This window comes from Actinoplanes xinjiangensis, assembly GCF_003148685.1.
GTDB classification, from domain to species: domain Bacteria; phylum Actinomycetota; class Actinomycetes; order Mycobacteriales; family Micromonosporaceae; genus Actinoplanes; species Actinoplanes xinjiangensis.
On the sequence record NZ_QGGR01000002.1, the window covers coordinates 509,872 to 534,028 of the forward strand.

Annotated in this window: 19 protein-coding genes and 1 pseudogene; 9 read left to right on the forward strand and 11 right to left on the reverse strand. The window is 72.3% G+C overall.

Annotated elements, in window-relative coordinates:
* Window positions 1-32: 32 nt before the first annotated feature.
* Together BC793_RS05780 and BC793_RS05785 are read right to left on the reverse strand one after the other, a co-directional pair.
* Complete coding sequence (locus BC793_RS05780) at window positions 33-3,143, reverse strand: AfsR/SARP family transcriptional regulator (RefSeq protein ID WP_109589906.1); 3,111 nt, start codon at window positions 3,141-3,143, stop codon at window positions 33-35.
* A 209-nt stretch (window positions 3,144-3,352) separates the two neighbouring features.
* Window positions 3,353-4,399, reverse strand: a complete 1,047-nt coding sequence (locus tag BC793_RS05785; RefSeq protein WP_109589908.1) for a class I SAM-dependent methyltransferase — start codon at window positions 4,397-4,399, stop codon at window positions 3,353-3,355.
* 82 nt (window positions 4,400-4,481) lie between these two features.
* On the opposite strand from BC793_RS05785, the gene BC793_RS05790 reads away from it, so the two are divergent.
* Window positions 4,482-5,387, forward strand: a complete 906-nt coding sequence (locus BC793_RS05790; RefSeq protein WP_109589910.1) for an NADP-dependent oxidoreductase — start codon at window positions 4,482-4,484, stop codon at window positions 5,385-5,387.
* Here the strand turns inward: BC793_RS05790 and BC793_RS05795 are convergent.
* Window positions 5,377-6,261, reverse strand: a complete 885-nt coding sequence (locus BC793_RS05795) for a TetR/AcrR family transcriptional regulator C-terminal domain-containing protein (RefSeq protein WP_109589912.1) — start codon at window positions 6,259-6,261, stop codon at window positions 5,377-5,379. The genes BC793_RS05790 and BC793_RS05795 overlap by 11 nt on opposite strands.
* 102 nt (window positions 6,262-6,363) lie before the next feature.
* On the opposite strand from BC793_RS05795, the pseudogene BC793_RS51090 reads away from it, so the two are divergent.
* Both BC793_RS51090 and BC793_RS51095 read left to right on the forward strand, forming a co-directional pair.
* Window positions 6,364-6,777 (forward strand): annotated as a pseudogene (locus BC793_RS51090) (FAD-dependent monooxygenase); the annotation flags it as partial.
* Between the two features lie 454 nt (window positions 6,778-7,231).
* Window positions 7,232-7,528 (forward strand): hypothetical protein, encoded by a 297-nt coding sequence (locus tag BC793_RS51095; protein WP_239169657.1) that lies wholly within the window; start codon window positions 7,232-7,234, stop codon window positions 7,526-7,528.
* On the opposite strand, the gene BC793_RS05805 is transcribed toward BC793_RS51095, so the two are convergent.
* The 3 genes from BC793_RS05805 to BC793_RS05815 form a co-directional block, all read right to left on the reverse strand.
* On the reverse strand, window positions 7,516-9,639 hold the full coding sequence (locus BC793_RS05805) for a peptidoglycan recognition protein family protein (protein ID WP_109589914.1): 2,124 nt from the start codon (window positions 9,637-9,639) through the stop codon (window positions 7,516-7,518). The two genes, BC793_RS51095 and BC793_RS05805, sit on opposite strands and share 13 nt — an antisense overlap.
* A 114-nt stretch (window positions 9,640-9,753) precedes the next feature.
* Entirely contained in the window at window positions 9,754-10,242 is a 489-nt protein-coding gene (locus tag BC793_RS05810) for a TspO/MBR family protein (protein ID WP_109589916.1), read from the reverse strand.
* A 10-nt stretch (window positions 10,243-10,252) separates the two neighbouring features.
* On the reverse strand, window positions 10,253-10,876 hold the full coding sequence (locus BC793_RS05815) for a TetR family transcriptional regulator (protein ID WP_109589918.1): 624 nt from the start codon (window positions 10,874-10,876) through the stop codon (window positions 10,253-10,255).
* A gap of 64 nt (window positions 10,877-10,940) precedes the next feature.
* Here BC793_RS05815 and BC793_RS05820 point away from each other — a divergent pair, with 64 nt between their 5' ends.
* Window positions 10,941-11,732 (forward strand): SDR family NAD(P)-dependent oxidoreductase, encoded by a 792-nt coding sequence (locus tag BC793_RS05820; RefSeq protein WP_109589920.1) that lies wholly within the window; start codon window positions 10,941-10,943, stop codon window positions 11,730-11,732.
* Here BC793_RS05820 and BC793_RS05825 read toward each other — a convergent pair.
* On the reverse strand, window positions 11,714-13,402 hold the full coding sequence (locus BC793_RS05825; protein ID WP_109589923.1) for an alpha-glucosidase: 1,689 nt from the start codon (window positions 13,400-13,402) through the stop codon (window positions 11,714-11,716). The genes BC793_RS05820 and BC793_RS05825 overlap by 19 nt on opposite strands.
* A gap of 82 nt (window positions 13,403-13,484) precedes the next feature.
* Here BC793_RS05825 and BC793_RS05830 point away from each other — a divergent pair, with 82 nt between their 5' ends.
* The 4 genes from BC793_RS05830 to BC793_RS05845 all read left to right on the forward strand — a co-directional run bounded on the left by BC793_RS05830 (window position 13,485) and on the right by BC793_RS05845 (window position 18,362).
* A complete protein-coding gene (locus BC793_RS05830; protein ID WP_109589925.1) occupies window positions 13,485-14,486 on the forward strand; it encodes a glycosyltransferase family 4 protein in 1,002 nt (333 codons plus the stop codon).
* Window positions 14,487-14,644: 158 nt separating this feature from the next.
* Window positions 14,645-15,799: a glycosyltransferase gene (locus BC793_RS05835; RefSeq protein ID WP_109589927.1), complete on the forward strand. Its 1,155-nt coding sequence runs from the start codon at window positions 14,645-14,647 to the stop codon at window positions 15,797-15,799.
* 2 nt (window positions 15,800-15,801) lie between these two features.
* Window positions 15,802-16,884 carry a glycosyltransferase gene (locus tag BC793_RS05840; protein WP_109589929.1) on the forward strand — a complete coding sequence of 361 codons (1,083 nt, stop codon included), beginning with the start codon at window positions 15,802-15,804 and terminating at the stop codon, window positions 16,882-16,884.
* Window positions 16,885-16,928: 44 nt separating this feature from the next.
* Window positions 16,929-18,362, forward strand: a complete 1,434-nt coding sequence (locus tag BC793_RS05845; protein WP_170167207.1) for a glycoside hydrolase family 130 protein — start codon at window positions 16,929-16,931, stop codon at window positions 18,360-18,362.
* Between the two features lie 119 nt (window positions 18,363-18,481).
* Here the strand turns inward: BC793_RS05845 and BC793_RS05850 are convergent, their stop codons facing one another.
* A complete protein-coding gene (locus BC793_RS05850) occupies window positions 18,482-19,306 on the reverse strand; it encodes a methyltransferase domain-containing protein (protein ID WP_109589933.1) in 825 nt (274 codons plus the stop codon).
* 220 nt (window positions 19,307-19,526) lie between these two features.
* Here BC793_RS05850 and BC793_RS05855 point away from each other — a divergent pair, with 220 nt between their 5' ends.
* On the forward strand, window positions 19,527-20,552 hold the full coding sequence (locus tag BC793_RS05855; RefSeq protein WP_109589935.1) for a Gfo/Idh/MocA family protein: 1,026 nt from the start codon (window positions 19,527-19,529) through the stop codon (window positions 20,550-20,552).
* A 95-nt stretch (window positions 20,553-20,647) separates the two neighbouring features.
* Here BC793_RS05855 and BC793_RS05860 read toward each other — a convergent pair whose 3' ends face one another.
* The 3 genes from BC793_RS05860 to kynA all read right to left on the reverse strand — a co-directional run bounded on the left by BC793_RS05860 (window position 20,648) and on the right by kynA (window position 24,140).
* A complete protein-coding gene (locus BC793_RS05860; protein WP_109589937.1) occupies window positions 20,648-21,676 on the reverse strand; it encodes an amidohydrolase family protein in 1,029 nt (342 codons plus the stop codon).
* Between the two features lie 383 nt (window positions 21,677-22,059).
* Window positions 22,060-23,292, reverse strand: a complete 1,233-nt coding sequence (gene kynU / locus BC793_RS05865; RefSeq protein ID WP_109589939.1) for a kynureninase — start codon at window positions 23,290-23,292, stop codon at window positions 22,060-22,062.
* Complete coding sequence (kynA, locus tag BC793_RS05870; protein ID WP_109589941.1) at window positions 23,289-24,140, reverse strand: tryptophan 2,3-dioxygenase; 852 nt, start codon at window positions 24,138-24,140, stop codon at window positions 23,289-23,291. Before kynA ends, kynU begins: the two co-directional genes overlap by 4 nt.
* Window positions 24,141-24,157 lie beyond the last annotated feature (17 nt).

Below are 24,157 nucleotides of genomic sequence, written 5' to 3' on the forward strand. Positions count from 1 at the left end.
TTACCGTATCGACCCGCGCGGCGAGCGGTCCGTCAACCACACCCCCGGGCGAGGACCGCGTCGATGGCCCGCGCCGCCTCCGCCGTCACCCGGGCGGGTCCCAGCAGCTCACCGCGCCTGCGCAGCGCCGCCACCCGTTCCGGTTCCAGCCGCTGCGCCACCGCCTCCCGGGCGCGCTGGAGCCGGACCGCCTCCGCCGGATACACCGCCGCCCGCGCGAGCGCCCCGTCCAGCAGCGCCGCCGTCTCGTCCACGCCGGCCCGCGCCAGGAGCACGAGCAGATTCCGCAGAGCGGCCGCGTGCAGAGTGTCGTTGCCGGCCCGCCGCCACAGGCGCAGCACCTCCCGGAACTCGGCCAGCGCCGGCCCCGGATCACCGTGCCGGCTGCGCACCGCCACCGCCGCCGACCCCGCCGCCGCCCGGAACAGCCGGTCGTCCACCGGCACCGCCAACTCCACCGCCTCGGCCAGCAGCGCCAGCGCCCGCACCGGATCGGTGTCGCCGAGCGCCTCCCCCAGCGCGTACCGCGCCTCCGCCCGGGCACTCGGATTGCCGGTCACGTCGGCCAGCGCCACCGCCTCACCGGCCACCGCCGTCGCCTCCGCCACCCGCCCCGACCAGGCCAGCACCAGCGCCTCCCCGACCAGCCCGGACACCCGGTGCACCGGATCGCCCCCCATCGCCCGGTAGTGGGCGAGCGCCGTCTCCGCCTCACACGCCACCAGGGCCACGTCACCGAGCACCTCGTGCGCCGCGGCCCCCGGCGGGTCGGCACGGCCGGCCAGATCACGTGCCTCCCGCAGGTCACCGCGCCCCCAGGCGTGGGTGGCCGCGGCGGCGAGCGCGTCCGGATGAGCCGGGCCGTCCAGGGCGGCACGCCCCCAGGCCAGCACCTCGTACTGCTGGCAGCGGTAGCCGTAGCGGTACATGGCGGCGGCCAGCCGGACCCGGACGCCGGGGGCGCCGCGCGCGAACGCCAGCCGCAGATCGGGCAACAGGGCGTCGAACCCACGGACCGCCGCCGCCTGGTCCGGCCCGTGCATCCGCCGGTCCAGATCAACGGCCGCGGCGGCCATCGCCTCGGCGTGCCGCGCCTCGGTCACCGCCCGATCGGGTCCCGGTTCCTCCGAGGCGTACGCCCGGACGGTCTCCAACAGCCGGAACCGCCCCGGCCCGTCCCGCGCCACGAGCGACCGGTCCACGAGTCCGGCCAGCAGCGCCGCGATTCGGGGCCGCCTCAGCTCCCCGCCCTCTCCGGCAAGCTCCCCACCCGCGGCGACCGGTTCCGCTGCCGGGACCGATTCCGCCGCCGCCACTGATTCGGCCGCGGCGACGGTGAATGGTCCGGCGAAGACGGCCAGTCTGCGCAGTAGGCGGGCCGACGGCTCGTCGAGCAGGCCGAACGACCACGCCACGACGGCGCGCAACGTCCGATGCCGGGGGTCGCCGCCGCGCGTGCCGCGGTTCAGCAGGTCCAGGCGGTCGTCGAGGCGGGCGTGCAGCTCTGTCACCCCCAGGGCGGCCGCCTGTGTCGCGGCCAGTTCGATGGCCAGCGGCAGCAGGTCGAGCCGTTCCACGATCTCCCCGACCAGCTCCGACGGCGCCGCACCGGCCCGTTCACAGAACAGCCGCCGGGCCGCGCCGTCGCTGAGCGGCCCGAGGCGCAGCACCCGTTCGCCGTCCACCCGGAGGCTCTCCTGGCTGGTCACCACCAGCCGGACACCACGCAGTGCCGTGGCCAGCCCGGCCGCCGTGCCGAGCACGTGCTCACAGTTGTCCAGCACCACGATCCGGTGCCGGGCGGCCGCCGCGGCGATCACCGTGAACGGGTCGTCGTTCGGGGCGACCCGCGCTCCCACACCGACGGCGACCGCCTCGGCGAGGTCCTCCTCGCGCACTCCGGCGGCGTCGACCCAGACGACCCCGGTGGCCGCCCGCACGGTCTCCGCCACCAGCCGGGTCTTCCCGACTCCACCGGGCCCGACGACGCTGACCAGCACTGACTCGCTGTCGGCGAGCAGCGAGGCAAGCCACTGCTGCTCCTCGGCCCGGCCGAGAAACGACGAGAACCGCACCGGTACGGCCGGTGAACGCGTCATCCCTCGGCTGGACGCCACCGCTGTCTCAACGCCTCCGAAAGACAGGTGGGAACCAGCCGCCACCACCCGGCTGGACGCCACCGCTGCCTCGGCATCCCCGAAAGACAGGTGGGAACCAGCCGCCGACACCCGGCTGGGCGCCACCGCTGTCTCGGCGTCCCCGAAAGACAGGTGGGAACCAGCCGCCGACACCCGGCTGGGCGCCACCGCTGTCTCGGCGTCCCCGAAAGACAGGTGGGAACCAGCCGCCGGCACCCGGCTGGGTGCCACCGGTGCCTCAAGGCGCGCGGAGGGCACGGGGGCGGCCGGGTGGGATGCCGGAGTGGTGCCGCCGTTCGCCGGAGGTGTGCCGGGAGTGGCCGGGAGCGTGCCGCGGAGGATGGCGAGCTGGGTTCGGCGTACCCGATCGGAGGGGTCCAGGCCCAGGCGGTCGATGACCGCGTCGGAATGCCGTCGTAACACCTCCAGGGCGTCGCCGCGGCGGCCTGCGGTCGCGAGCGCGCCGGCGAGGGTGACCGCGCCCTCCTCCCAGCAGGGGTCGGCGTCGGTGGCCGCCTGCAGCGACGCCGCCGCTTCGGCGGCGTCCATCGAGGCCGCGTGCCGGACCAGGACCGTCCGGTGGAGGGTGACCAGCCGAGCGGCGATCCCGCGGAACGGCTCGCCGGGGAACTCCGGGAGCGGATCGCCGCGCCACAGCGCCACCGCCTCGGCGAGGCGGACCCCGGCCGGGCGGGCGAGATCCTCGAAGCGGAGGACGTCGACGTGGGCGCGGGGAAGGTCGAGGCGGTAGCCGGCGGGTTCGAGAGTGATCAGGCCGGGCGTGGCGAGACGGGAGCGCAGGCGGGCCACGTGCGACTGGAGGGTGTTGCGGGCCGACGCCGGCGGACGGTCCGGCCAGAGGGCGTCGACCAGGGTGGCCACCGCCACGGGACGGCCGGCGTGCAGGGCGAGGAGGGCCAGGATGACGCGCTGGGACGGGCCGGCCGGGACGACCGGCCCGTCCTCGCCGTCCACCCCGAAGGGGCCCAGCATCCGCACCAGCACGGTCCGACCGTAGGGCCGCTCCCCGGGGCGGCCGCAACCGAGAATCGGGGACCGGACAGACCGGCCGTCCACCGGAGGTCTGAGGACACCGCCGGCCGGATCGCCGGCGAGGTGGCGGCCGGCCCGCTGGCCGGCGGTGCCTCCGCCGTGGAGGGCGGGAAGAACCGGGGGAGACGGGCCGAGGGCGGTGGGTGGCGGGCCCGGAGGGGTCAGCGGAGACGGTAGAAGCGCCAGAAGTCGTTCTCCACGGTGAGGACCTCCGGTGCGGTGTATCCGGCGTCGCGCGCCCAGCCGATCAGGGTCGGCGCCCGCAGCACGGTGCCGTTGGCGACGACCGGGTTCTCGGCGCGGGTGGCGGGCAGGCAGTGCAGGACGCTGAAGGCGTACTGGAGCCGTTCCACCTCGCCGGCCGGGGCGGTGAACTCGTCGGCCACCCGTTCGTCGGCGACGAAGACGCTGCCGCCGTCGGTGAGCAGGCCGCGGGCGTTGCGCAGCACCCCGACCGGGTCGCCCATGTCGTGCAGGGCCTCGAAGATCGTGATCAGGTCGTAGGTGCCGCCGGTCGCCGCCGCGTCGCCGGTGGTGAAGGTGACCCGGTCGGCGACGCCCGCCGCGGCCGCCACCCGGCGCGCCTCGGTGATCGAGTCCTCGTCGAGGTCGACGCCGCGGACGGTGATCGCCGGGTAGGCGCGGGCCATCGCCACCGACGAGTGGCCCATGCCGCAGCCGAGGTCGAGGACGGCCGCGCCCGGCAGGTCGCGGAGTCGCCGGTCGATCTCCGGCACGGCGGGCAGCCACTCGCCGGTGAGCAGGTGGGTGAACATGGGCCGGTTGAAACCGGCGATGCCGTGCCGGATGTGCCGGTACTCGGCGTACGGCACGCCCGCCCCGGTCCGGAACGCGCCGATCACGGCCGGGGTGAGCAGGGCGGCGCCGAGGGCGAACTCGGCGGCCGCGCCCGCGTAGTCCGGGCCGTCCTCGTCGAGCAGCACCTCGGTGACGCCGGGCGCCAGCGCGAACGTCCCGGCGTCGGCGGTCAGGAAACCGGCGGCGGCCTGCTGTTCCAGCCATTCGCGGGCGTACCGCTCGTCGATGCCGGCGGCCGCTGCCAGCCCGGCCGGGTCGTGCGGGCCCGCCCGCAGCGCGGTGTAGAGGCCCAGCTCGCGGCCGAGCTGGACGGTCAGGAGTTCGGCGGTGCCGAGAAGGGCACCGAAGAGTCGTTCGGTGAGGGTCGAGGCGAGAGCCGGTGATGTCATGCGCTGAGACTGCGCCGTCCCGGGTGCAGGGCGCGTGCAGATCGCTTGACCTCAACCTTCATTCAGCTTGCAGACTGCGGCCATGAGAGCTGCTGTCTTCGATGAGTACGGCCCGCCCGGGGTGCTCCGGATCACCGAGCTGCCCGATCCGGTGCCGGGCCCGGGTGAGGTGCTGATCCGGGTGCTGGCCGCGGGCGTCCAGCCGTTCGACGTGGCCGTGCGGCGCGGCGCGATGCCCTGGGTGCGGGCGACGTTTCCGCAGCAGAGCGGGCAGGAGTACGCCGGAGTCGTCGCGGCCGTCGGTGCGGGTGCCGAGGGCCTGGCGGTGGGGGATCCGGTGCTGGGTTCGACCATGCTGAACGCCACCGCCGAACTGCTGACGGTCCCGGCGGCGAACGTGGTCGCCAAACCGGACAGCCTCGACTTCCCGACCGCGGCGGGGCTGGTCGCGGCCGCCCAGACGGCGAGCGGTGCTCTCCTGGAGCTGGCGGTGACCGCCGAGGACGTGCTGCTGGTGCACGCGGGTGCGGGCAGTGTCGGTACCGTCGCGATCCAGTTGGCGCGGCTGGCGGGGGCGACCGTGATCGGTACGGCGAGCGCGGGCAACCACGATCACCTCCGGCGGCTGGGGGCGGTCGCGGTCCCGTACGGCGAGGAGTTGATCGCAGCGGTGACTGCCACCGGCCTCAAGCCGACCGTCGCTCTGGATGCCGCCGGCGGTGAGGCGATCGCGCAGTCGATCGCGCTGGGGGTCACGCCGGAGCGGGTCGGCACGATCGTCGACGACCGCGCCGCCGCCGAGCACGGGGCGGCGGTGGTCCGCGCGGGCCGCTCACCGGCCCGGCTGGCCGAGGTGGTCGCACTGGCCGCCGCCGGACGGGTGGTCATGCCGGTCCGGGTCTTCCCGTTCGAGGCGATCGTGGAGGCGCACGCGGCCGTCGAGTCGCGGCACGGCCGCGGCAAGGTGGTCCTGACGATCAGCGGTTGATCCAGACGGCCAGCCCGTCGAGGAGGCGGGCCAGCCCGAACTCGAACAGGATGTGCAGGTCGAACTCGAAGTCGAGGTCGTTCTGGAACAGCTGCGTGTAGTGCGGTGCGGGGTGCCGGGCGGTGAACGCGGTGAACGCGGCGGCCTGGCCGTCCATCCATTCCTCGTCGGTCATCCCGGTGTCGCGCACCGCCTGCGCCTCCGGCTCCAGCCCGGTCGCCACCCCGCGCACGAAGCTGAAGAGCAGCACCTGCACGAGCATGCGGTCGGTGACGCCGAGCCCGGTCGGGTTCAGCGCGCCCATGATCCACTCACCGAGGCGCAGCGCGTTCGGCGCCGGCTGGGGGCGGGTCATCGACATCGACGGGCCGAGCCACGGGTGACGCTGGAAGATCTCCCACACGGCGCGGGCGCACCCGTCCAGGTCGGCCCGCCAGTCGCCGCGGTAGCGCGGCGGCACCCGCAGCTCCCCGAGCGCCCCGTCGATCATGGCGAGGATCAGGTCGTCCCGGCTCGGCACGTGCCGGTAGAGGGACATGGTCGCCACGTTCAGCCCGGCGGCGATACGGCGCATGGACAGCTCGGCGATGCCGTCCCGGTCGGCGACGGCGATCGCCTCGGCGACGATCCGGTCCCGGCTGAGGTCGGTCTCCCGCGGTGGCGCCGGGCCCGCCACCACCGTGCCGACACCCGGCCGCGCGACGGTCAGGCCCGCCTCGCGCAGTGCCGCGTGGGCCTTGGTGGCGGTGGCGATGGCGACCCCCCACTCGGTGGTGATGGCGCGGGCCGAGGGCACCCGGTCGCCGGGGCCCAGTTCGCCGGCCTCGATGCGGCGGCGGATGTCGGCGACGATCCGGCGGTAGGGCGCGTCCACGGTAGTACACCTGCCTTCCCGTACTAGTGCGGTTCGCTTCTTCGTTCCGCGGCTTCTAGCGTCTAGTACATCGATGTACAGAGTACGCAGAGGGGCGGGGACATGCGGGTTCTGATTTCCGGTGCCGGGATCGCCGGGCCGGCGCTGGCGTTCTGGCTGCACCGGGCCGGCGCCGACGTGACGGTGGTGGAGCGGGCCGCGGCGCCGCGGCCGGGTGGGCACGCGGTGGACGTGCGCGGCGTGGCCCGGGCCGTCGTCGACCGGATGGGGCTGCGCGAACGGATCCGCGCACACCAGGTCGACGAACGGGGGTTCGCCCTGGTGAGCGCGTCCGGGCAGCGGCTCGCCGAGGTGCCGGCCACCGCGTTCGGCGGTGAGGGCATCGTCGCCGAGATCGAGATCGCCCGCGGCGACCTGGCCCGGATCCTGCTGGAGGCGACACCCGGCGCCGACTACCGCTTCGGCGACCGGATCACCGCGATCGACGACGGCTCGGTGACGTTCGCGAGCGGTGGCACCGAGCGGTTCGACGTCATCGTCGGCGCCGACGGGGTGCACTCCGGCACCCGGCGACTGGTGTTCGGCCCGGACGACCGGTTCGTGCGCTACCTCGGGGGCTACACGTCGTATTTCACCGTCCCCGATCCGGGCGACCTGGACCACTGGCTGCTGATGTACACCGCGACCGGCGGGCGGGGCGCCTACCTGCGGCCGGAGAACGGCGGCACGGCGAAGGCGTCGCTGTCGTTCCTGCACCCGGAACCCAGCTTCGACCGGCTGCCCCGGGCCGAGGCCGAACGGCTGATCGCCGCGAAGCTGGCCGGCGCCGGCTGGCGGGTCCCGGAGCTGCTGGCCGCGATGCCGGCCGCGCCCGACTTCTACTTCGACTCGCTCAACCAGGTGCGGGTGGACCGCTGGTGGCGGGGCCGGGTGGCCCTGCGGGTCACCGCTCGCGGGTCTGGGCACCAGCATGAGCCTGGTCGGCGCCTATGTGCTCGCCGGGGAGCTGGCCGGGGCCGCCGATCCCGAGCAGGCGTTCGCGGCCTACCAGGGCGCCATGGCCGACTACGTCGAGACCGGCCTCCAGCTGCCGCCGGGCGGGATCCGGATGGCCGCGCCCCGGTCCCGCGCCATGATCGGCATCCGCATCCTCGCGATGCGGATGATGACCCGCTGGCCGTCGCGGCAGATCGCCGAGGCACAGTTCGGCAAGGCCGAGGCGATCACGCTGCGCGACTATCCGGCGCTCACCGGTCAGCGCAGGTAGGCGAGCCCGTCCAGGACCACCGAGGGCCGCCCCGTGCTGCCCTCGGCCTGCACCCGGACGGTGTGCGTGCCGCTGCCGCGCCACGACCGCGTCCACACCGCCTGCCCGTTGCCGGTCCGGCCCGACCGCAGGTCCACGATCCCCTGGAACTCCTCGTCGACGTAGATCCGCACCCGTCCGGACGCGGCTGTCCGGCTCGCCACGACAGCGGCCGAACTACCGGTGAACGTCCAGGCCAGCGACGCGCCGACGGTCGATCCGGCCAGGGCTTCGCCGCCGAGATATCCCTGGTCGCGCACCGTCCGCCAGGTCCCGGTCCGGGTCGCCTCGGACTCGGTCAGCAACACGGGGGTACGGGTGACCGACCCGCTCGCCGAGTTACCGGCCCGGTCGGTGGCCGTGACCGCCCAGGTCGCCGGGTCACCGAGCCGGGCCGTGGCGGTGTACTGCCGGGTGCCGCCGGACAGGTTCGCGGTGTCCGCGCCACGCACCCGCACCGACTTCAGACCGGACGTGTCGGTGGCCGCCCAGCCGACCCGTACCGGCACCGTCGCACCGACCGTGCCCTCCCGCAGTGTCACCAGCGGCGTCTCGCTGAACTCCGGCGCCGTCGGGTCGACGACCACCTCGGTGGCGGCCGTGGCGATCTTCCCGGACAGGTGCACGGCCCGGACGGTCACCTTGTGCACGCCGGGTTCGAGGCGCACCGCGGCCTGCCGGTGCCCGCTCGGCGCCGCCGCCGACAGCCGCCCGTCGACCCACACCTCGAAGCGGTCCATCATCCGGCTCGGGGTGGACAGGTCCCATGCCGGTCCGGCCGCACCCCTGGTGTAGTACTTCCCGCCGTACGCCGTGGCGCCGTTCACCCCGCGGTAGCGCAACCCGGCCGGTGCCGCGCCCGCCGCCGCCCGGATCGCCGGGAGCTGTGCGTACAGGGCGTTGCCGGGGCACTCGGTGCGGCCGGTGTCGCGGTGCGCGGCGATCCGGTTCAGCAGTGCCGTCCGCCCGGCCGGGAAGCGGTCGCTGCCGCCGGAGACCAGGCCCACCTTGCCGAGCGGCGGATTGCTCCAGGCCCCCAGCTTGTACGCGGCCAGCTGCGCCACCGACGTCCGGGCCGCCGCCGGAATGGCGGTGGACCGGTAGTCGCCGATCACCGCGACCGCGCTGGCGTTCGCGTTGAATCCGAGCGTGTGCGCCCCCAGCACCGACCGGTGCACACCGCCCCCGCGTCCTTCGAAGATCCGCCCGCACTTGTCGACCAGGAAGTTGTAGCCGATGTCGTTCCAGCCCTTGCTCTTCACGTGGAACCGCTCGATCCCCCGGACGATGCTCGCCGACTCCGTGCAGTCGTAGCCGTTACCGGACGCGGTGTGATGCACGAACACGATGTGCACCGCCCCGGTGTACTCCGGCGGGTCCTCCACGATGGCTTCGTCGGCGCCCCATCCGGCCCGGGTGACGAGCCGCGGAACCGGCCGGACCGGCAGCACCACCGGTGCCTCGGCGGCCGGCTCGGCCTTCCGGCCCGTCCCGCGCCCGTCCCGGTCGGCGCGTTTCGTCGCCGCCGCAGGCACCATCTCCGGCGCGTCCGGGTCGTTCGTCTCCGGGGCGTCCGGGTTGATCAGGTCGACGCGCAGCCCGGCCGGGAGTTCGGCGTTCCCGGCGGCGATGACCCGGGCCTGGACCCCGTCGGACGGGCCCACCCAGAGCGGATCGCTGCTGCCGCGTACTCCCGGGCCACCGGCGGAGGCGTCCGGGTTGTCGGTCTCCAGGAGCCGCCAGGACGACCAGGTGCCGGTGCCGAGCCGCCGGGCCCGCACCTCGATGGCTCCCCGCGGAGCGGATCGCGGGTCGGCCCAGGTCACACCGACCAGGCTGAACGGCGCGGTGTCCCGCCGGGCCAGTTCGGCGGTGCGTGGGGCGATCGCCGACCGGGCGGAGACGAGCCGCATGCCGGACTCGGTCAGGGCGAAGGTCTGGAGGACCGGCCGGCCCCGCACCGGCGCGGCGGGTGCGGCGGGTGCCTGCATGGCGACGCCCGCTCCGGCGATCACGACGGCGATCGCCGGAGTGGCGGCGGCAAGACGAGCGGTGGTCCGGGTGCGGCGCATGTGAACTCCCCGGCCACCGGCATAAAGGGGTCATTTCGGATGCGCCGGCGACCACAAGCCACCATGCCGGTTACTGCCGGGACAGGTGGGGAGTTCTGTGAAAAAAACTCAGATTTATCGGTTCATCAGCCAGATCGAGGCATTCAGCGCGGTGGCGAACGTGACCCAGGCCCAATAGGGCAGCAGCAGGCCCGCGGCGACCCGGGAGACCGGCCGGAACTTCCACACCGTGACACCGATCAGGATCCAGAGAATCACGATGTCGGCCAGGGCGAGCCCGTATTGCCCGAACCCGAAGAAGATCGGCGTCCAGATCGCGTTCAGCACCAGCTGAGCCGCATACCAGTTGAGCGCCGGTGACCACCCGGTGCGCCGCCACACCAGCCAGCCGCTGATCGCGATCATGACGTAGAGCACCGTCCAGACCGGCCCGAACACCGCGGACGGCGGCGCCCAGTCGGGTTGCCGCAGACTCTGGTACTCACCGGCGGTCCCGGCCACGCCGAGCCCACCGAGCAGCGCGGCCCCGGCCACCGCCGCTCCGAACCCGGCCAGCCCCCACCAGGGCGACATCCCGTGCCCACGCATCACATGACTCGTCATGCCCGCACACTTACCCCGGATCACCCGTCGATATCTCCGCCGCCGGCTCACAGGAAGCGGGACGGACGGCGTCGACCGCGGCGTCGAACAGGTCTTCCAGGGGGACCTGACCGCCGGCCCGGGTCCAGGCCTCACCGGCCACGTCCAGGCAGGTGATGACGGTGGCGACGAGGGCGTCCGCCCGTACATCCCAGGGGTCTGCCGGGTCGGCACCGAGCCGCCGCCGGACCTCGGGGGTGAGCAGTGCCTGCCATTGGAGGTGTTTCTCGATGCTGCGGGCACGCAGCGAGGGTGTCTCGTGGACCATCCGGAAGATCTTCAGCATGGTCTCGTCGTCGTAGGCGCTGTCCTTGACGCTGTGCAGCGCACCGCACAGGGCGGTCCACGCGTCCTCGCCGGCGGGCCGGGCCTCCAGCGCCTGCCGGATGAGGTCGCCGCTGGCGATGAGGTCACCGAGGACGACGTCCTCCTTGGTGCCGAAGTAGCGGAAGAACGAGCGGCGCGAGATGCCGGCGGCGGCGGCGATGTCGTCGATCGTGGTGGCGTCGAAGCCGCGGGTGAGGAACAGCTCCATCGCGGTCCGGGTGATCTCGCCGTAGACGGCGTTGCGGGTCCGGGACCAGAGCGACGACATGCCGCCACACTAACACGCCGTGCCTGATTGACACTCAGTGCCAGATCGGCATAGCGTGACAGCCATGGCCATCGACTTTCAGCACCAGACCACCCTGATCACCGGCGCGAGCTCCGGGCTCGGAGCCCTCTTCGCCCGGCGCCTGGCCGCCCGCGGTTCCGGCCTGGTGCTCGTCGCCCGGCGCACCGACCGGCTGGAGCACCTGGCCGCCGAGCTGTCCGGGGTCCCCGTCACGGTGATCGGCATGGACCTGGCCCAGCCGGGCGCGGGGGCGAAACTCGCCGCCGCGGTGGCCGAGCGCGGCATCACGGTGACCAGCCTGATCAACAACGCCGGATTCGGCACGCACGGGCTGTTCCACGAGGCCGATCCGCAGCGCGTCACCGACGAGATCACGCTCAACGTCACGTCGCTCACCGAGATCACCCGGGCGTTCATCGAGCCGCTCCGGGCGCACGGCCGCGGGGTGCTGGTCAACGTGGCGAGCATCGTCGGTTACCAGCCGAGCCCGACCCTCGCGGTCTACGCGGCGACGAAGGCGTTCGTCCTCAGCTTCACCGAGGCACTCTGGGCCGAGTCACGCGGCACCGGGCTCACGGTGATGGCCCTGTCGCCGGGGGCCACCGCGACCGAGTTCTTCGACGTGGCCGGCCAGGGCGCCGACGGCGGGACCGCGCGGATGCGTCCCGAGACCGTCGTCGACCTGGCCATCAAGGCCCTGGACCGGCGCAACCCGCCGGCCAGCCTGATCACCGGCGCCCGCAACCGGGTCATGGTGGGCGCCGGCCGGCTGGCCGGGCGGCGGATCACCCTGGCCGCGCTCGGCGCGATGATGCGTCAGACCGCGCGGCGATAGACCACCGCCTGCCAGGGCGCCAGGGTCAGGTGGGTGCGCGGCTCGTCCAGGTTGGTCAGCAGCAGCTCGGCACCGTCCCAGCCGTCGATCGCGGCGTGCGCCTCCACCCCGGAGAAGTTGCCGATCACCAGTAGCTCGGTGCCGCCGAGACGGCGGGTGAAGGCGTACAGGCGCTCGTCGTCGGGCAGCAGCATGGTGAAGTCCCCGCCGGCCACCGCGGGTTCGGTCTTCCGCAGCTCGATGAGCCGGCGGTAGTAGTGGAAGACCGAGTCCGGGTCGGCACGCTGCGCGTGAGCGTTGATCTCCCGGTGGTTCGGGTTGACCGGCAGCCAGGGTGTGCCGGTGGAGAAGCCGCCGTTCGGCGAGTCGTCCCACTGCATCGGCGTCCGGGCGTTGTCCCGGCCGCGGGCCCGCAGGACCGTCAGGACCTCCTCCGGGGTACGCCCCTCGAGCTCCACCGCCTGCCGGTATTGACCCAGCGCCTCGATGTCACGGAACTCGTCGATCCCGCCGAACGGGTAGTTCGTCATGCCGAGTTCCTCGCCCTGGTACACGTACGGCGTGCCGCGGTGCAGGTGCAGGACGGTGCCGAGCATCTTCGCCGAGGCGGCCCGGTGGGCGGGGCTGTCGTCGCCGTACCGGGAGACGACCCGCGGCTGGTCGTGGTTGTTCCAGTAGAGGCTGTTCCACCCGGCCTCGGCGAGCCCCGCCTGCCACCGCCCGAGGATCGCCTTGAGCTGGGTGAGCTGCAGCGGGACGAGCCGCCACGGGTCCGGCCCGCGGTCCACCCAGACGTGGTCGAACTGGAACACCATGTCGACCTCGCGCCGGTCCGGGTCGGTGTGCAGGATCGCCTCGTCGACCGTGACACCGGGCATCTCGCCCACGGTCAGCAGCCCGTCGCGGCCCTCGAAGACCTCCCGGTGCATCTCCTGGAGGAACTCGTGCAGGCGGGGCCCGCCGATGAAGGCGGCCGAGCCGTCGGCGTACGCGGATCCGGCGTTCAGTCGCCCGTCCGGCAGGGACACGTCCTTGGAGATCATGTTGATGACGTCCATCCGGAAGCCGTCCACACCCCGGTCCAGCCACCAGCGCATCATCGCGTAGACCGCCTGCCGGACCTCCGGGTTCTCCCAGTTGAGGTCGGGCTGCTTGGCCGAGAACAGGTGCAGGTAGTACTCACCGGTCTTCTCGTCGAACTGCCAGGCCGAACCGCCGAAGACAGAGCCCCAGTTGGTGGGCTCGGCGCCGGGCGTGCCCGGTTGCATGCCGGGACGGGCGGGCCGCCACCAGTACCAGTCCCGTTTCGGGTTGTCGGTGGACGACCGGCTCTCCAGGAACCACGGATGCTCGTCGGAGCTGTGGTTCACCACCAGGTCCATGATGATCTTCATGCCCCGCTCGTGGGCACCGGCCAGCAGCTCGTCGAAGGTCGCCAGGTCACCGAAGAGCGGCTCGATGTCCTGGTAGTCGCTGATGTCGTAGCCGTTGTCGTCCTGCGGGGACGGGTAGACCGGGGACAGCCAGAGCACGTCGGCGCCCAGCTCGGCCAGGTGGTCGAGGTGGTCGATGATGCCGCGCAGGTCGCCCATGCCGTCGCCGTCGGAGTCCGCGAAGCTGCGCGGGTAGATCTGGTAGACGACCGACTTCTTCCACCACGAATCCGTCATTCGTCTTCTCTAACACGAGAACGCTCCGCTCACCGGCGATGCATACTGACCACGTGGTAATGGCCGAAAGATCATGTTTGTCATGAAGATCGCATTGCTGGGGCCCATCGCGTGGCGCACGCCGCCGCGGCACTACGGCCCGTGGGAGCTGATCACCAGCCTGCTGGCCGATGGACTGGTCGCGCGCGGGGTCGACGTGACGCTCTTCGCGACCCTCGACTCGGTCACCGGCGCCGCCCTCGACGGGGTGGTCCCCACCGGGTACGAGGAGAGCGACGAGATCGACGGCCGGGTGTGGGAGGCCATCCACGTCAGCCACGCGCTGGAGCGGTCCGGCGAGTTCGACCTGATCCACAATCACCTGGACTGGCTGCCGCTGGCCTTCTCGGCGCACTGCCGGACCACGATGCTGACCACCGTGCACGGCTTCTCCGGGCGCAACATCCTGCCGGCGTACCAGCGGGCCCGGTCGCACTTCGTGTCGATCTCGGACAGCGACCGCTCCCCCGACCTGGACTACCTGGCCACCGTGCACCACGGGGTGGACCTCTCCGGCCTGCCGTTCCACGCCGACGGCGGCGACGACCTGATCCTGTTCGGCCGGATCCACCCGGACAAGGGCACCGACATCGCCATCGAGATCGCGCGGCGGGCCGGACGAGGGCTGGTGATGTGCGGAATCGTGCAGGACCGGGACTATTTCGCCGAACGTGTCGAACCCCTGATCGACGGCGAGCGGGTCGTCTATCTCGGCTCGGTCGGCCCGGACGAGCGCGGCACCATTCTCGGATCGGGAGCGGCGCTGTTGCACCCGATCCGGTTCGCCGAGCCGTTCGGGCTCTCCGTGGTGGAGTCGATGGCCTGCGGGACGCCCGTCATCGCGTACCGGAAGGGGTCCATGCCGGAGGTCGTCGACGAGGGTGTCACCGGGCGCCTGGTCGACTCGGTGGACGAGGCCGTTGCCGCAGTGCAAGGTATCGCGGAGATCGACCGGGCCGCGTGCTCGGCGCGTGCCCGGGAACGCTTCTCGGCGGATCGGATGGTCGAGGAGTACCTGACGATTTACCGAAAAATCATCAGTTGATTAGCTAGATCTTGTTAACGTCGCAATGTGAATTGCGCGTTAAACGGACCGAATTCCTGGACCGTGTTTGCGCCGCTCACCCGCGGTGTACGGCACCGTGCCCGCGCGCTGAGTCCGTGCTGCGGGTAGGCAGCCCGGCCGAGGAGAAAGGCCCAGTCATGCCCGCGACATACGGGTTTTTGAGCACCTATCCCCCCACTCAATGCGGTTTGGCGACATTCAATGCGGCTCTCGCCACACATCTCACCGGCGGCGCCGGCGGATCCGGAGTGGTACGGCTGTTCGCCGGCGACAGCACCAGTGGCGGGATCGCGCTCGACCGGGCCGCACCACGGGTCGTGCACACGTGGCACACCGACCGCCCCGGTGGCTGGGTCGCCGCCGCCACCGCACTGAACCGCTTCGACACCGCGATCATCCAGCACGAGTACGGCATCTATCCCGGTGACGCCGGCGCCGAGGTGCTGCCGGTCCTGCGCGCGCTGCGGATCCCGTCCATCGTGGTGCTGCACACCGTCCTCACCCAGCCCGACCCGCTCCAGCGCGACGTCCTGGAACAGATCGCCGCGGCCGCCGACGCCGTGGTGACCATGACGGACACCGCCCGGCAGCGGCTCACCACCTACTACGACGTCAACCCGCGCAAGATCACGGTGATCCCGCACGGCGCCGCCAGCCACACCGGCACCCCCCGCGAGGACCACGACCGGCCGCACCTGCTCACCTGGGGACTGCTCGGGCCGGGCAAGGGCATCGAATGGGCGCTGCGGTCACTGGCGCACCTCCACGACCTGGAGCCGCGCCCGCTCTACACCGTCGCCGGGCGCACCCATCCCAAGGTGCTCGAACAGCAGGGCGACGTCTACCGGGACTCGCTCAAGGAACTCGCCGCCGAACTGGGCGTCGCCGACAGTGTGCAATGGTCGGACGTCTACCTGGAACCGGCCGGCCTGTCCCGGCTGATCCGCTCGGCCGACGCGGTGGTGCTGCCGTACGACTCCACCGAGCAGGTCACCTCCGGAGTCCTGATCGAGGCGGTCGCCGCCGGGGTGCCGGTGGTCGCCACCGAGTTCCCGCATGCGGTGGAACTGCTCGCGGACGGGCCCGGTCTGCTCGTACCCCATCAGGATCCGGAGGCGATGGCGATCGCCATCCGTCACGTGCTCGCCGAGCCGGGCCTTCCCGGCCGCCTGGCCGGGCTGTCCGGTGGCCCGACCCTGCGCTGGCCCGCGGTGGCCGCGCGGTACCAGTCGCTCGCCGCCCGTCTGATCTCCGACCGCCGGCCGCTCGCGGCCGCGACGATCCCCGCCTAGGCATGGCGCAGACCCTGCGGCTGATCCCGCCGCCCGTCCAGTTGCGTGACATCCCCGAACCCCGCTGGGACCACGTGTTCCGGCTCTCCGACGACACCGGGCTGCTCGAGCACGCCCGCAACGCGATCGCCCGGCGCGAGCACGGCTACTGCGTCGACGACGTGTCCCGCGGCCTGCTGATGGCCGCGCGCGAACCCCGGCCCTGGCCCGAACTGGTCCGGCAGGCCGAGCGCTACCTGGCGTTCCTCACCCACGCGCAGGGGCCGGACGGCGCCTTCCGCAACCGGATGAGCTACGAGCGCCGGTGGACCGACGAGCCGTCACTCGGCGACTGGTGGGGCCGGGCCATGTGGGGACTCGGCACCGCCGCCGCCCGCGGCCCGTCCGGATGGATCCGGCGGGAGGCGATGAACGCGTTCCGGCAGGGCCTGCAGTCCCGGTCGAGCTGGCCGCGGGCGATGGCGTTCGCCGGGCTGGGCGCCGCCGAGGTGCTGCGCACCGGGCCGTACGACCCGGCCGTCGCGGAACTGCTCGGCGACGCCGCCACCGTCATCGGGGCGCCCGGTCCCGACCCGGAGTGGGTGTGGCCGGAACCCGAACTCACCTACGCCAACCCGTCGGTCGCCGAGGTGGTGATCGCCGCCGGGGACCTGCTCGGCGACGAGGGCCTGCTGACCGACGGGCTCCGGATGCTGTCCTGGCTCTGCCTGATGCAGGAGAGGCAGGGCCACCTCTCCACCGTCCCGGTCGGCGGCTGGCGGCCCGGCGAGCCGCGGCATCGGTTCGATCAGCAGCCGATCGAGGCGGCGGCCACCGCGGACGCCTGCGCCACGGCCGCCGCGGTCACCGGCGACGAACACTGGGACGCCCCGCTCTTCCAGGCGATCACCTGGTTTTTCGGGGACAATGACACCGGAACGATGATGTACGACCCGGAGACTGGCGGATGTTATGACGGATTGACGGCCAATGGTCCTAATCTGAACCAAGGAGCCGAATCCACCCTCGCGCTCGTCTCCACGCTGCAGCACGCACGCACGCTGACGAGCCGGAGCGCGACCCGACCCTCAGGCGGCCTAGCGTGACAGCAACGGTGAACACGACCGACATCACCCGTCACAACATCACCATGGCGCCGGACGGTCGGCGCGTCGTCATCAAACTGTTCGTCCCCGGTGAGGACGCACACTCGATCCACAACCGGGCGTCCAGCCTGATCGAGCGGATCCTGCAACTCGACGAGGCCGACATCAACGCGCTCCTCGACGACGTGCTGAACCGTTTCGCCGGACGGCACCACGACATCCTCGGCGTCTTCCAGCACCACTACGAGGTCGTCCAGCATCGCGTGCCCACCGAGATCGAGTTGTCACCGGCCGCACGGACGCTGATCGGCGCATACTTCAGCCACGAGTTCTCGGTCGAGGCGGCCGCCCTGTGCAACCCGTCGATGGTCCCGCACCCGGACCAGAGCGAGTTGCTCCCCGGCGAACTACGGGTGGCGATCAGCCTGCGCCAGATCGGCGAAGGGCACATCTCGTCGATCGGCTTCTGCAGCGCCATCCTCGGGCCCGGCGTAGCGATCCGGCTGGAGGACCGCGACGGCCCCCTGATGATCGGGCAGCGGGTGGGTGCCAAACACATGCGGCACCAGCTGTGCGCGGCGCTGGCCGAGGAGGAGATCGACAACGAGGCATCGGCGTACGTGGTGTCCGCGCTGCCGGAACGCTACGACGACCACGAGTTCGAGGAGATCCTCGGGCACCTGCCGTCCGAGTTGCTCGCCCGGCCGACCACACCGACCGCGCTGGAGGCGATCCGGCGCATCGTCGGGGCCGACTACGCGGTCACCTTCCCGGCCACCATCCCGATGCATCAGCGGGTGCTGTGGCCGTCCACCCCGACCGAGTCACGGGGCATGGAGGACGCCCGCTTCGTGCAGGTCCAGGACCCGGACGGGCGGACGGCGTACCAGGCCACGTACACCGCCTACGACGGTTTCAACATCGCCGGCCGGGTGATCTTCACCCGGGACCTGCGGCACTTCGAGGTCACCACGCTGCACGGGCCGGCCGCCCGCAACAAGGGCATGGCCCTGTTCCCGCGCTACATCAACGGCCGGAAGTACGCGCTGTGCCGGTCCGACGGGGAGACCCTGGGCCTCAGCGTCCGCGACGAGCAGCACCGGTGGCAGCACGTCGGGCCGGTGCTCGTCCCGCACCGCGGCTGGGACCTCATCCAGGTCGGCAACTGCGGCTCACCGATCGAGACCGAGGCCGGGTGGCTGGTACTCACCCACGGTGTCGGGCCGATGCGCCGCTACGCCATCGGGGCCATGCTCCTCGACCTGGAGGACCCCTCGCGGGTGATCGCCGACCTGCCGCAGGGCCTGATCGACCCCGACGAGATCGAGCGTGAGGGGTACGTGCCGAACGTGCTCTACTCGTGCGGCGGGCTCGTGCACGAGGGGCGGTTCTGGCTGCCGTACGCCTCCAGCGACGTCCGGATCAGTTTCGCCAGCATGCCCCTCGACCGTCTGCTCCACCGCATGCAGCCGGTCTGACACCCGTACCTCTCGGCGATCTTGGGGATTGCGGTGACACCAGCCCGGCGGAAGTTGCCCGGCTGGTCGTCACCGCTGTCTCAGAGGCTCTGAGACAGCGGTGACAGCCAGCCCGTGGCTCACGCCTTGGTGCCGACCACCACCCAGATGGTGAGGACCGCGAGGAACGTGCCGCTCTGCCCGGCCGCGTCGACACAGGCCAGCCACTCGTCGCGCAAGCCGGGCGGGGTGGCCCAGGCATCCGCCGGCACCCGCGGATTGACCATCGGAAGCACCACCGCAGCCGACGCCGGGCTCGCGAACAGACAGGTCACCGGCGTCGCCACCACGTCGCGCAGGCCGGCCCCCACCAGCCGGCGGCGCAACGTGCGGCCCATGTCGAACTGCCTCGGAGTGAAATGGCCGGTCACGTGTGCCATCACCACCGCACCCAGGCCGCCCGGCATCCCGTCGAAGGCCAGCGAACCCCAGTCGGTGTCGACCAGACAGATCCGGCCGCCCGGCCGGGTCACCCGGAGCAGCTCACCGATCGTCCGGTCGGCGTCGTCGACATGCTGGAGCACCCGCTCGCACCACACCCCGTCGACGCTGTCGCCGGGCATGTCGAGCGCCGCCACGTCCCCGGTCAGGTAGCGCACGTTGCTGCCGTCGTGCCGGTCCACCGCGGCCGCCGTCACCGCCGACGAGTGATCGACCGCCAGGACCTCGCCGTCGGCACCCACCCGGGCGGCCAGCACCCGGGCCACCTCGCCGCTGCCGGAACCCGCGTCGAGCAGCCGCTGACCGGTCATCGGGCGCAGCATCTCGAGGGCCACCCGGCGGACCCGCTGGATCTCCGGATGCCGGCCCATCTCGGTGAGGGCATCGAGGACGATTTCTGACATCTGGGCGGAGAGGCCGTCGATGTCGGAAAAGGGCGTCCGGTCCTTCTGCGCGGGTTCCATCCCGCAATTGTTCAACGCTGAACCGCCGATCGGCCGTCCCGGTCATCCATCCGACAGGGGCGGTACCTGCTCTTTCGCTAGATCAAGCCACGGTTGTGCGCGATCCGCACACGTTCCGGCCGCGAAATCAATCCGTACGCTCAGTGATGTCTTGCGCATCACAGGTCACCGGTGAAATCAGTGGCAACAGGCCGGCAACCGATGTGTAAAACTTCCGGACATGATCGAACGGGTTAGGTTCGGGCTGGTCGGGTACGGCACCGGCGGCCGGGTGTTCCATGCGCCGCTGATCGCGTCCGCGGCAAACATCGAGTTCGCCGGCGTCGTCACCACGTCGCCCGAGCGCCGTGCCCAGGTCGCCGAGCAGTTGCCGGGCGTCGAGGCATACGACTCGATCGCCGCTCTCGCCGCCGACGGCGTGCAGGCGGTGGCCATCTCCACGCCGGCCGCCACCCACGCCGCCCTCGCGGTCGAGGCCATCGAGGCCGGGCTCGCCGTCGTCGTCGACAAGCCGTTCGCGCTCGACGCCGACACCGCCCGCAAGCTCGTCACCACGGCCGAGGAGGCCGGGGTACTGCTCACCGTCTACCAGAACCGCCGGTGGGACTCCGACCTGCTCACCATCCGCAGGCTGATCGAGAACGGGTCGCTCGGCGACGTCCGGCGCTTCGAGTCCCGGATGGAGCGGTGGGCCCCCGACCGGCTCCCCGGCGCCGCCGGTGGCGGCACCCTCCTCGACTTCGGCTCCCACCTCGTCGACCAGGCGCTACAGCTGCACGGCCCCGCCGACCGGGTGTACGCGGAGCTCCACGGCCCCGACGGCGGCCTCGACGACGACTTCTTCGTGGCCCTGCACCACACCGGCGGCGTCGAGTCGCACCTGTGGGGTTCCTGGCGGCAGGCCGGCCCCGGCCCGCGTTTCCGGGTCACCGGCACCGCCGGCACGTTCATCTCCCCCGACCTCGACTACCAGGAGACCCTCCTCAAGGGCGGCAAGTCCCCGGCCCGCCTCGGCGACCGCTGGGGCGTCGAGCCGGAACACCGCTGGGGCCACCTGTTCCGCGGCTCCACCGGCGCCCCCGTCGAGAGCGCCCGCGGCCGCTGGGACACCTTCTACCCGGCGGTGGCCTCCGCGGTCCTCGGTGAGGGCCCGCTGCCGGTCGACCCGTGGGACTCGGTCCGGGCCATGGAGATCCTGGACGCGGCCCGCCTCAGCGCCACCACCGGCACGGCCGTCACCCTCTGACCCGTCACCGCGCCCGCGCGGAAACCGCGAGCCGCCGTGTCGTGGTGATCTGTGGCCCGCTTCAAGCCGCAGATCACCATGACCGTGGCGCCCGGTTATCGGTGAGCCGGGCGGACCCCGTCGTCGAGGACGCGGGCGGTGGCCAGAGCGTCGGCGAACCGCTCCGGGTCCAGGTCGAGGCCGCCCGCGATCCAGGAGACCGTGGAACCGCCGGTCTCGGTCATCGCGACCAGGACCGCGTCCGGCGTCAGGCCGGCCGACTGGAGCAGGCGGATCTCGCGGACGTTGACGCCCGCCGGCAACGGGCCGTTGCCGAGGTCGGTTCCGTACCGGACGGTCCCGCCGTATCCGACGAACCGCCGCAGGTTGTCGACGGCGGTGTCCCGGGCCGGGTCGGGCTCACCCCACCCGTGGATGTCCAGCGTGCTGATCCAGCGCATGCGCTGCGCACACGCCCGCAGCAGCGAGTCGTCGATCCGCTCGGTCCACGGCGTATGTGCCAGGACGTCGGCCCCTGCGGTGAACGCCGCCGCGACCGTCCCCGAACCCTCGGCGTGCACGACGACCGGCAGTTCGGATGCATGTGCCGCCGTGACCAGCGCCTTCAGCACGGCAGGCGCCAACTGTGGCCCGCCGGCGTGCGCGGTGACCTTGATCAGGGTCGCCCCCACGGCACGCGCCTCGGCGACCGCGGCTTCCGCTTCGGCCGCCGAGCTGATCTCGCGCCAACTGCCAGCCGGCGCCCAGGGCCGATCACTCGGATAGCCGCCCGGCGCGATCAGGAACGGTCCCGCATATCGGATTCGCGGCAAGCTCGAATCGGCCTCCCGGGCCCGTCCGGCAAGCTCGGCGACCACCGCCGGGACGCCGCCGAGATCCCACACCTCGGCGATGCCCCCGGCCCGAACCGTGCCCAGGTCGACGAGCGCCGAATGCACGTGCGCATCGACCAGCCCGGGAAGTAGCGTCCCGGGGAACCGGCGGGTGTCGTCACCGGCGGGCGCCAGCTCGGCCGGAACCGGTTTGACCAGCCCGTCGGGCGCGACCCGCAGGGCGACACCGGTCCGCAGCCGCCCGCCCCACCAGACCGAGTCCGCCAGCAGCCACCCGACCCGCCCGGCCACCGGCGAAGCCGCGAAAGAGGGTGATGCCGCCCCGGCCGGTCTCGCCGCCACACCGGGTGACGGCGTCCCAGCCGGTGACCCCGCCACAGCGGATGACCCCGCCACAACCGGTGACCCCGCCACAACCGGTGACCCCGCCACAGCGCGTGACTCCGTCCCAGTCGGTGACGCCGGGCTCGAACCCGACGGCACCGCGGACGCGGCCGTGGGCGCCGGCGGGAGCGGGGTCTCCTCCGCGACGGTCACCGTCGGGCGCGGCCCGGACGAACGCTTCAGAGCCGACAGTGCACACCCGGCGCCACCACCCGGCCCGCCACAACAACTCGCCGCCGCGGGCGAGGGGGTCGCACACACGTCCGGCGAGACGGACGACGGATCCGTGCTCACCGGCGGCTCTTCTCCAGCAGCTCACGCAGGACCGTCAACCCCTGACACACCTCGGCGAAGCTGGTGCTCAGCGGCGCGGGCCCGATCCGCAGCCCGTCCGGCCGCCGGTAGTCGGGAATCACCCCGCTGTCCCACAACGGCTCCAGGAACTCCTTGAATCCGTCTCGCCGCAACGTCACGTGCCCGCCGCGCCGCGACGGCTCCCGCGGACCCGCGACGGCCACCCCGTACGGCGCGAGCCACTCGTCGGCGAGATCCAGCACGTAACCGGTGAGCAGCAGCGATTTGGCCCGCACCGCCGCGATCCCGGCCATCTCCAGCATGTCCAGGTTGGCCTGTAACGGCACCATGGCCAGGATCGGCGGCGTCCCGCTGAGCAGCGCCCGGATTCCGGTGGCCGGCTCGTAGCCGGGACCCATCTCGAACGCCGCCCGATGCCCCATCCAGCCCTGGATCGGCTGCCGCAGCTCGCTCTGCAACTCCCGCCGCAGGTAGGCGAAGGCCGGCGCGCCGGGCCCGCCGTTCAGATACTTGTAGGTGCACCCGACAGCGAGGTCGACACCCCACTCGTCCAGCTCGACCGGCACCGATCCGGCGGAGTGGCACAGGTCCCACATGGTCAGCGCCCCGGCCGCGTGTGCGACCCGGTTGATCGCGGCGATGTCGGCGAGCCACCCGGACCGGTAGGCGACGTGGCTGAACAGCACCAGGGCGGTGTCGTCGTCGACCACATCGGCGACCTGCTCCGGCGTGATCCCGGCGGCCGGGTCGGTCTCGATCCACACCAGGCGCAGACCCCGCTCGGCGGCGATGCCCTCGAGCACATACCGGTCGGTGGGGAAATTGTCGGTGTCCAGCACCACGGTCCGGCGGCCGGACCGGGCGTCCACCGCCGCCCGGGCCAGCTTGTAGATCAGCACGGTCGTCGAATCGCCGATCACCGTCTGCCCGGGCGCGGCGCCGAGGGCCACCGAGCCGAGCCGGTCGCCGAGGGTGAGCGGCCACTCCAGCCAGCCCTCGTCCCAGCCGCGGATCAGCCGGCCGCCCCACTGCTCGCGGATGAACGCGTCGACCAGCCGGGCGGTGGCCTCCAGCGGCCGGCCCAGGGAGTTGCCGTCGAGATAGGACAGCAACTCGGCCGCCGGCGGGGTGATGAACCGCTCCCGATACCCCGCGAGAGGATCAGCCGCGTCCAGGTCGGCGGCGCGGGCGGGCAGGTCGTCGGTCAACGAGGCACCCCGATCTCGGTCCGGACGGCGTACAGCTCGGGAAAGAATGTCAGATCGAGCGCGGCCCGCAGGAAGCCGACCCCGCTGGACCCGCCGGTGCCCCGTTTGAAGCCGATCGTCCGCTCCACCGTCTTCAGGTGCCGGAACCGCCACAACTGGAAATTCTCCTCCAGGTCGACGAACTCCTCACAGGCTTCGTAGACGTCCCAGTTCTGCTCAGCCTTCTCGTAGATCTCCTGGAAGACGGGCACCAGATCGGCGTGGTACTCATACGCCGCGGTGACGTCACGCTCCAGGATCGCCGCCGGCACCGGATGCCCACGCCGCGCCAGGAAGTGCAGGAACTCGTCGTAGACACTGGGCGTGACCAGCGCCTCCTCGAGCAGCGCCCGGGCGCCCGGCTGGTCGTCGAAGACCTGAAGCATGCCCCGGTTCTTGTTGCCGAGCAGGAACTCGATCGCCCGGTACTGGTAGGACTGGAACCCCGAGGACGTGCCGAGGAAGGAGCGGAACTCCGCATACTCCGTCGGGGTCAGGGTGGCCAGGACCGACCACTGCTCGGTCAGGGTGCGCTGGATGTGCTTGACCCGGGCCAGCCCCTTGAGCGCCGGCCGCAACTCGTCGTTCGCCAGGTACTCCCGCACGGCCCGCAGCTCGTGGACGACCAGTTTCAGCCACAGCTCGGACGTCTGGTGCTGCACGATGAACAGCAGCTCATCGTGGTGCTCCGGCACGCTGACCGGGTGCTGCGCCTCCAGGATGTCGTCCAGGCGCAGATATGCCCCGTACGAGAGATTGACCTTGAAATCCTTGACGATGCCGTCCTCAAGCGGCCGCTCTGCCGACATGACGAACCCACCTCCCC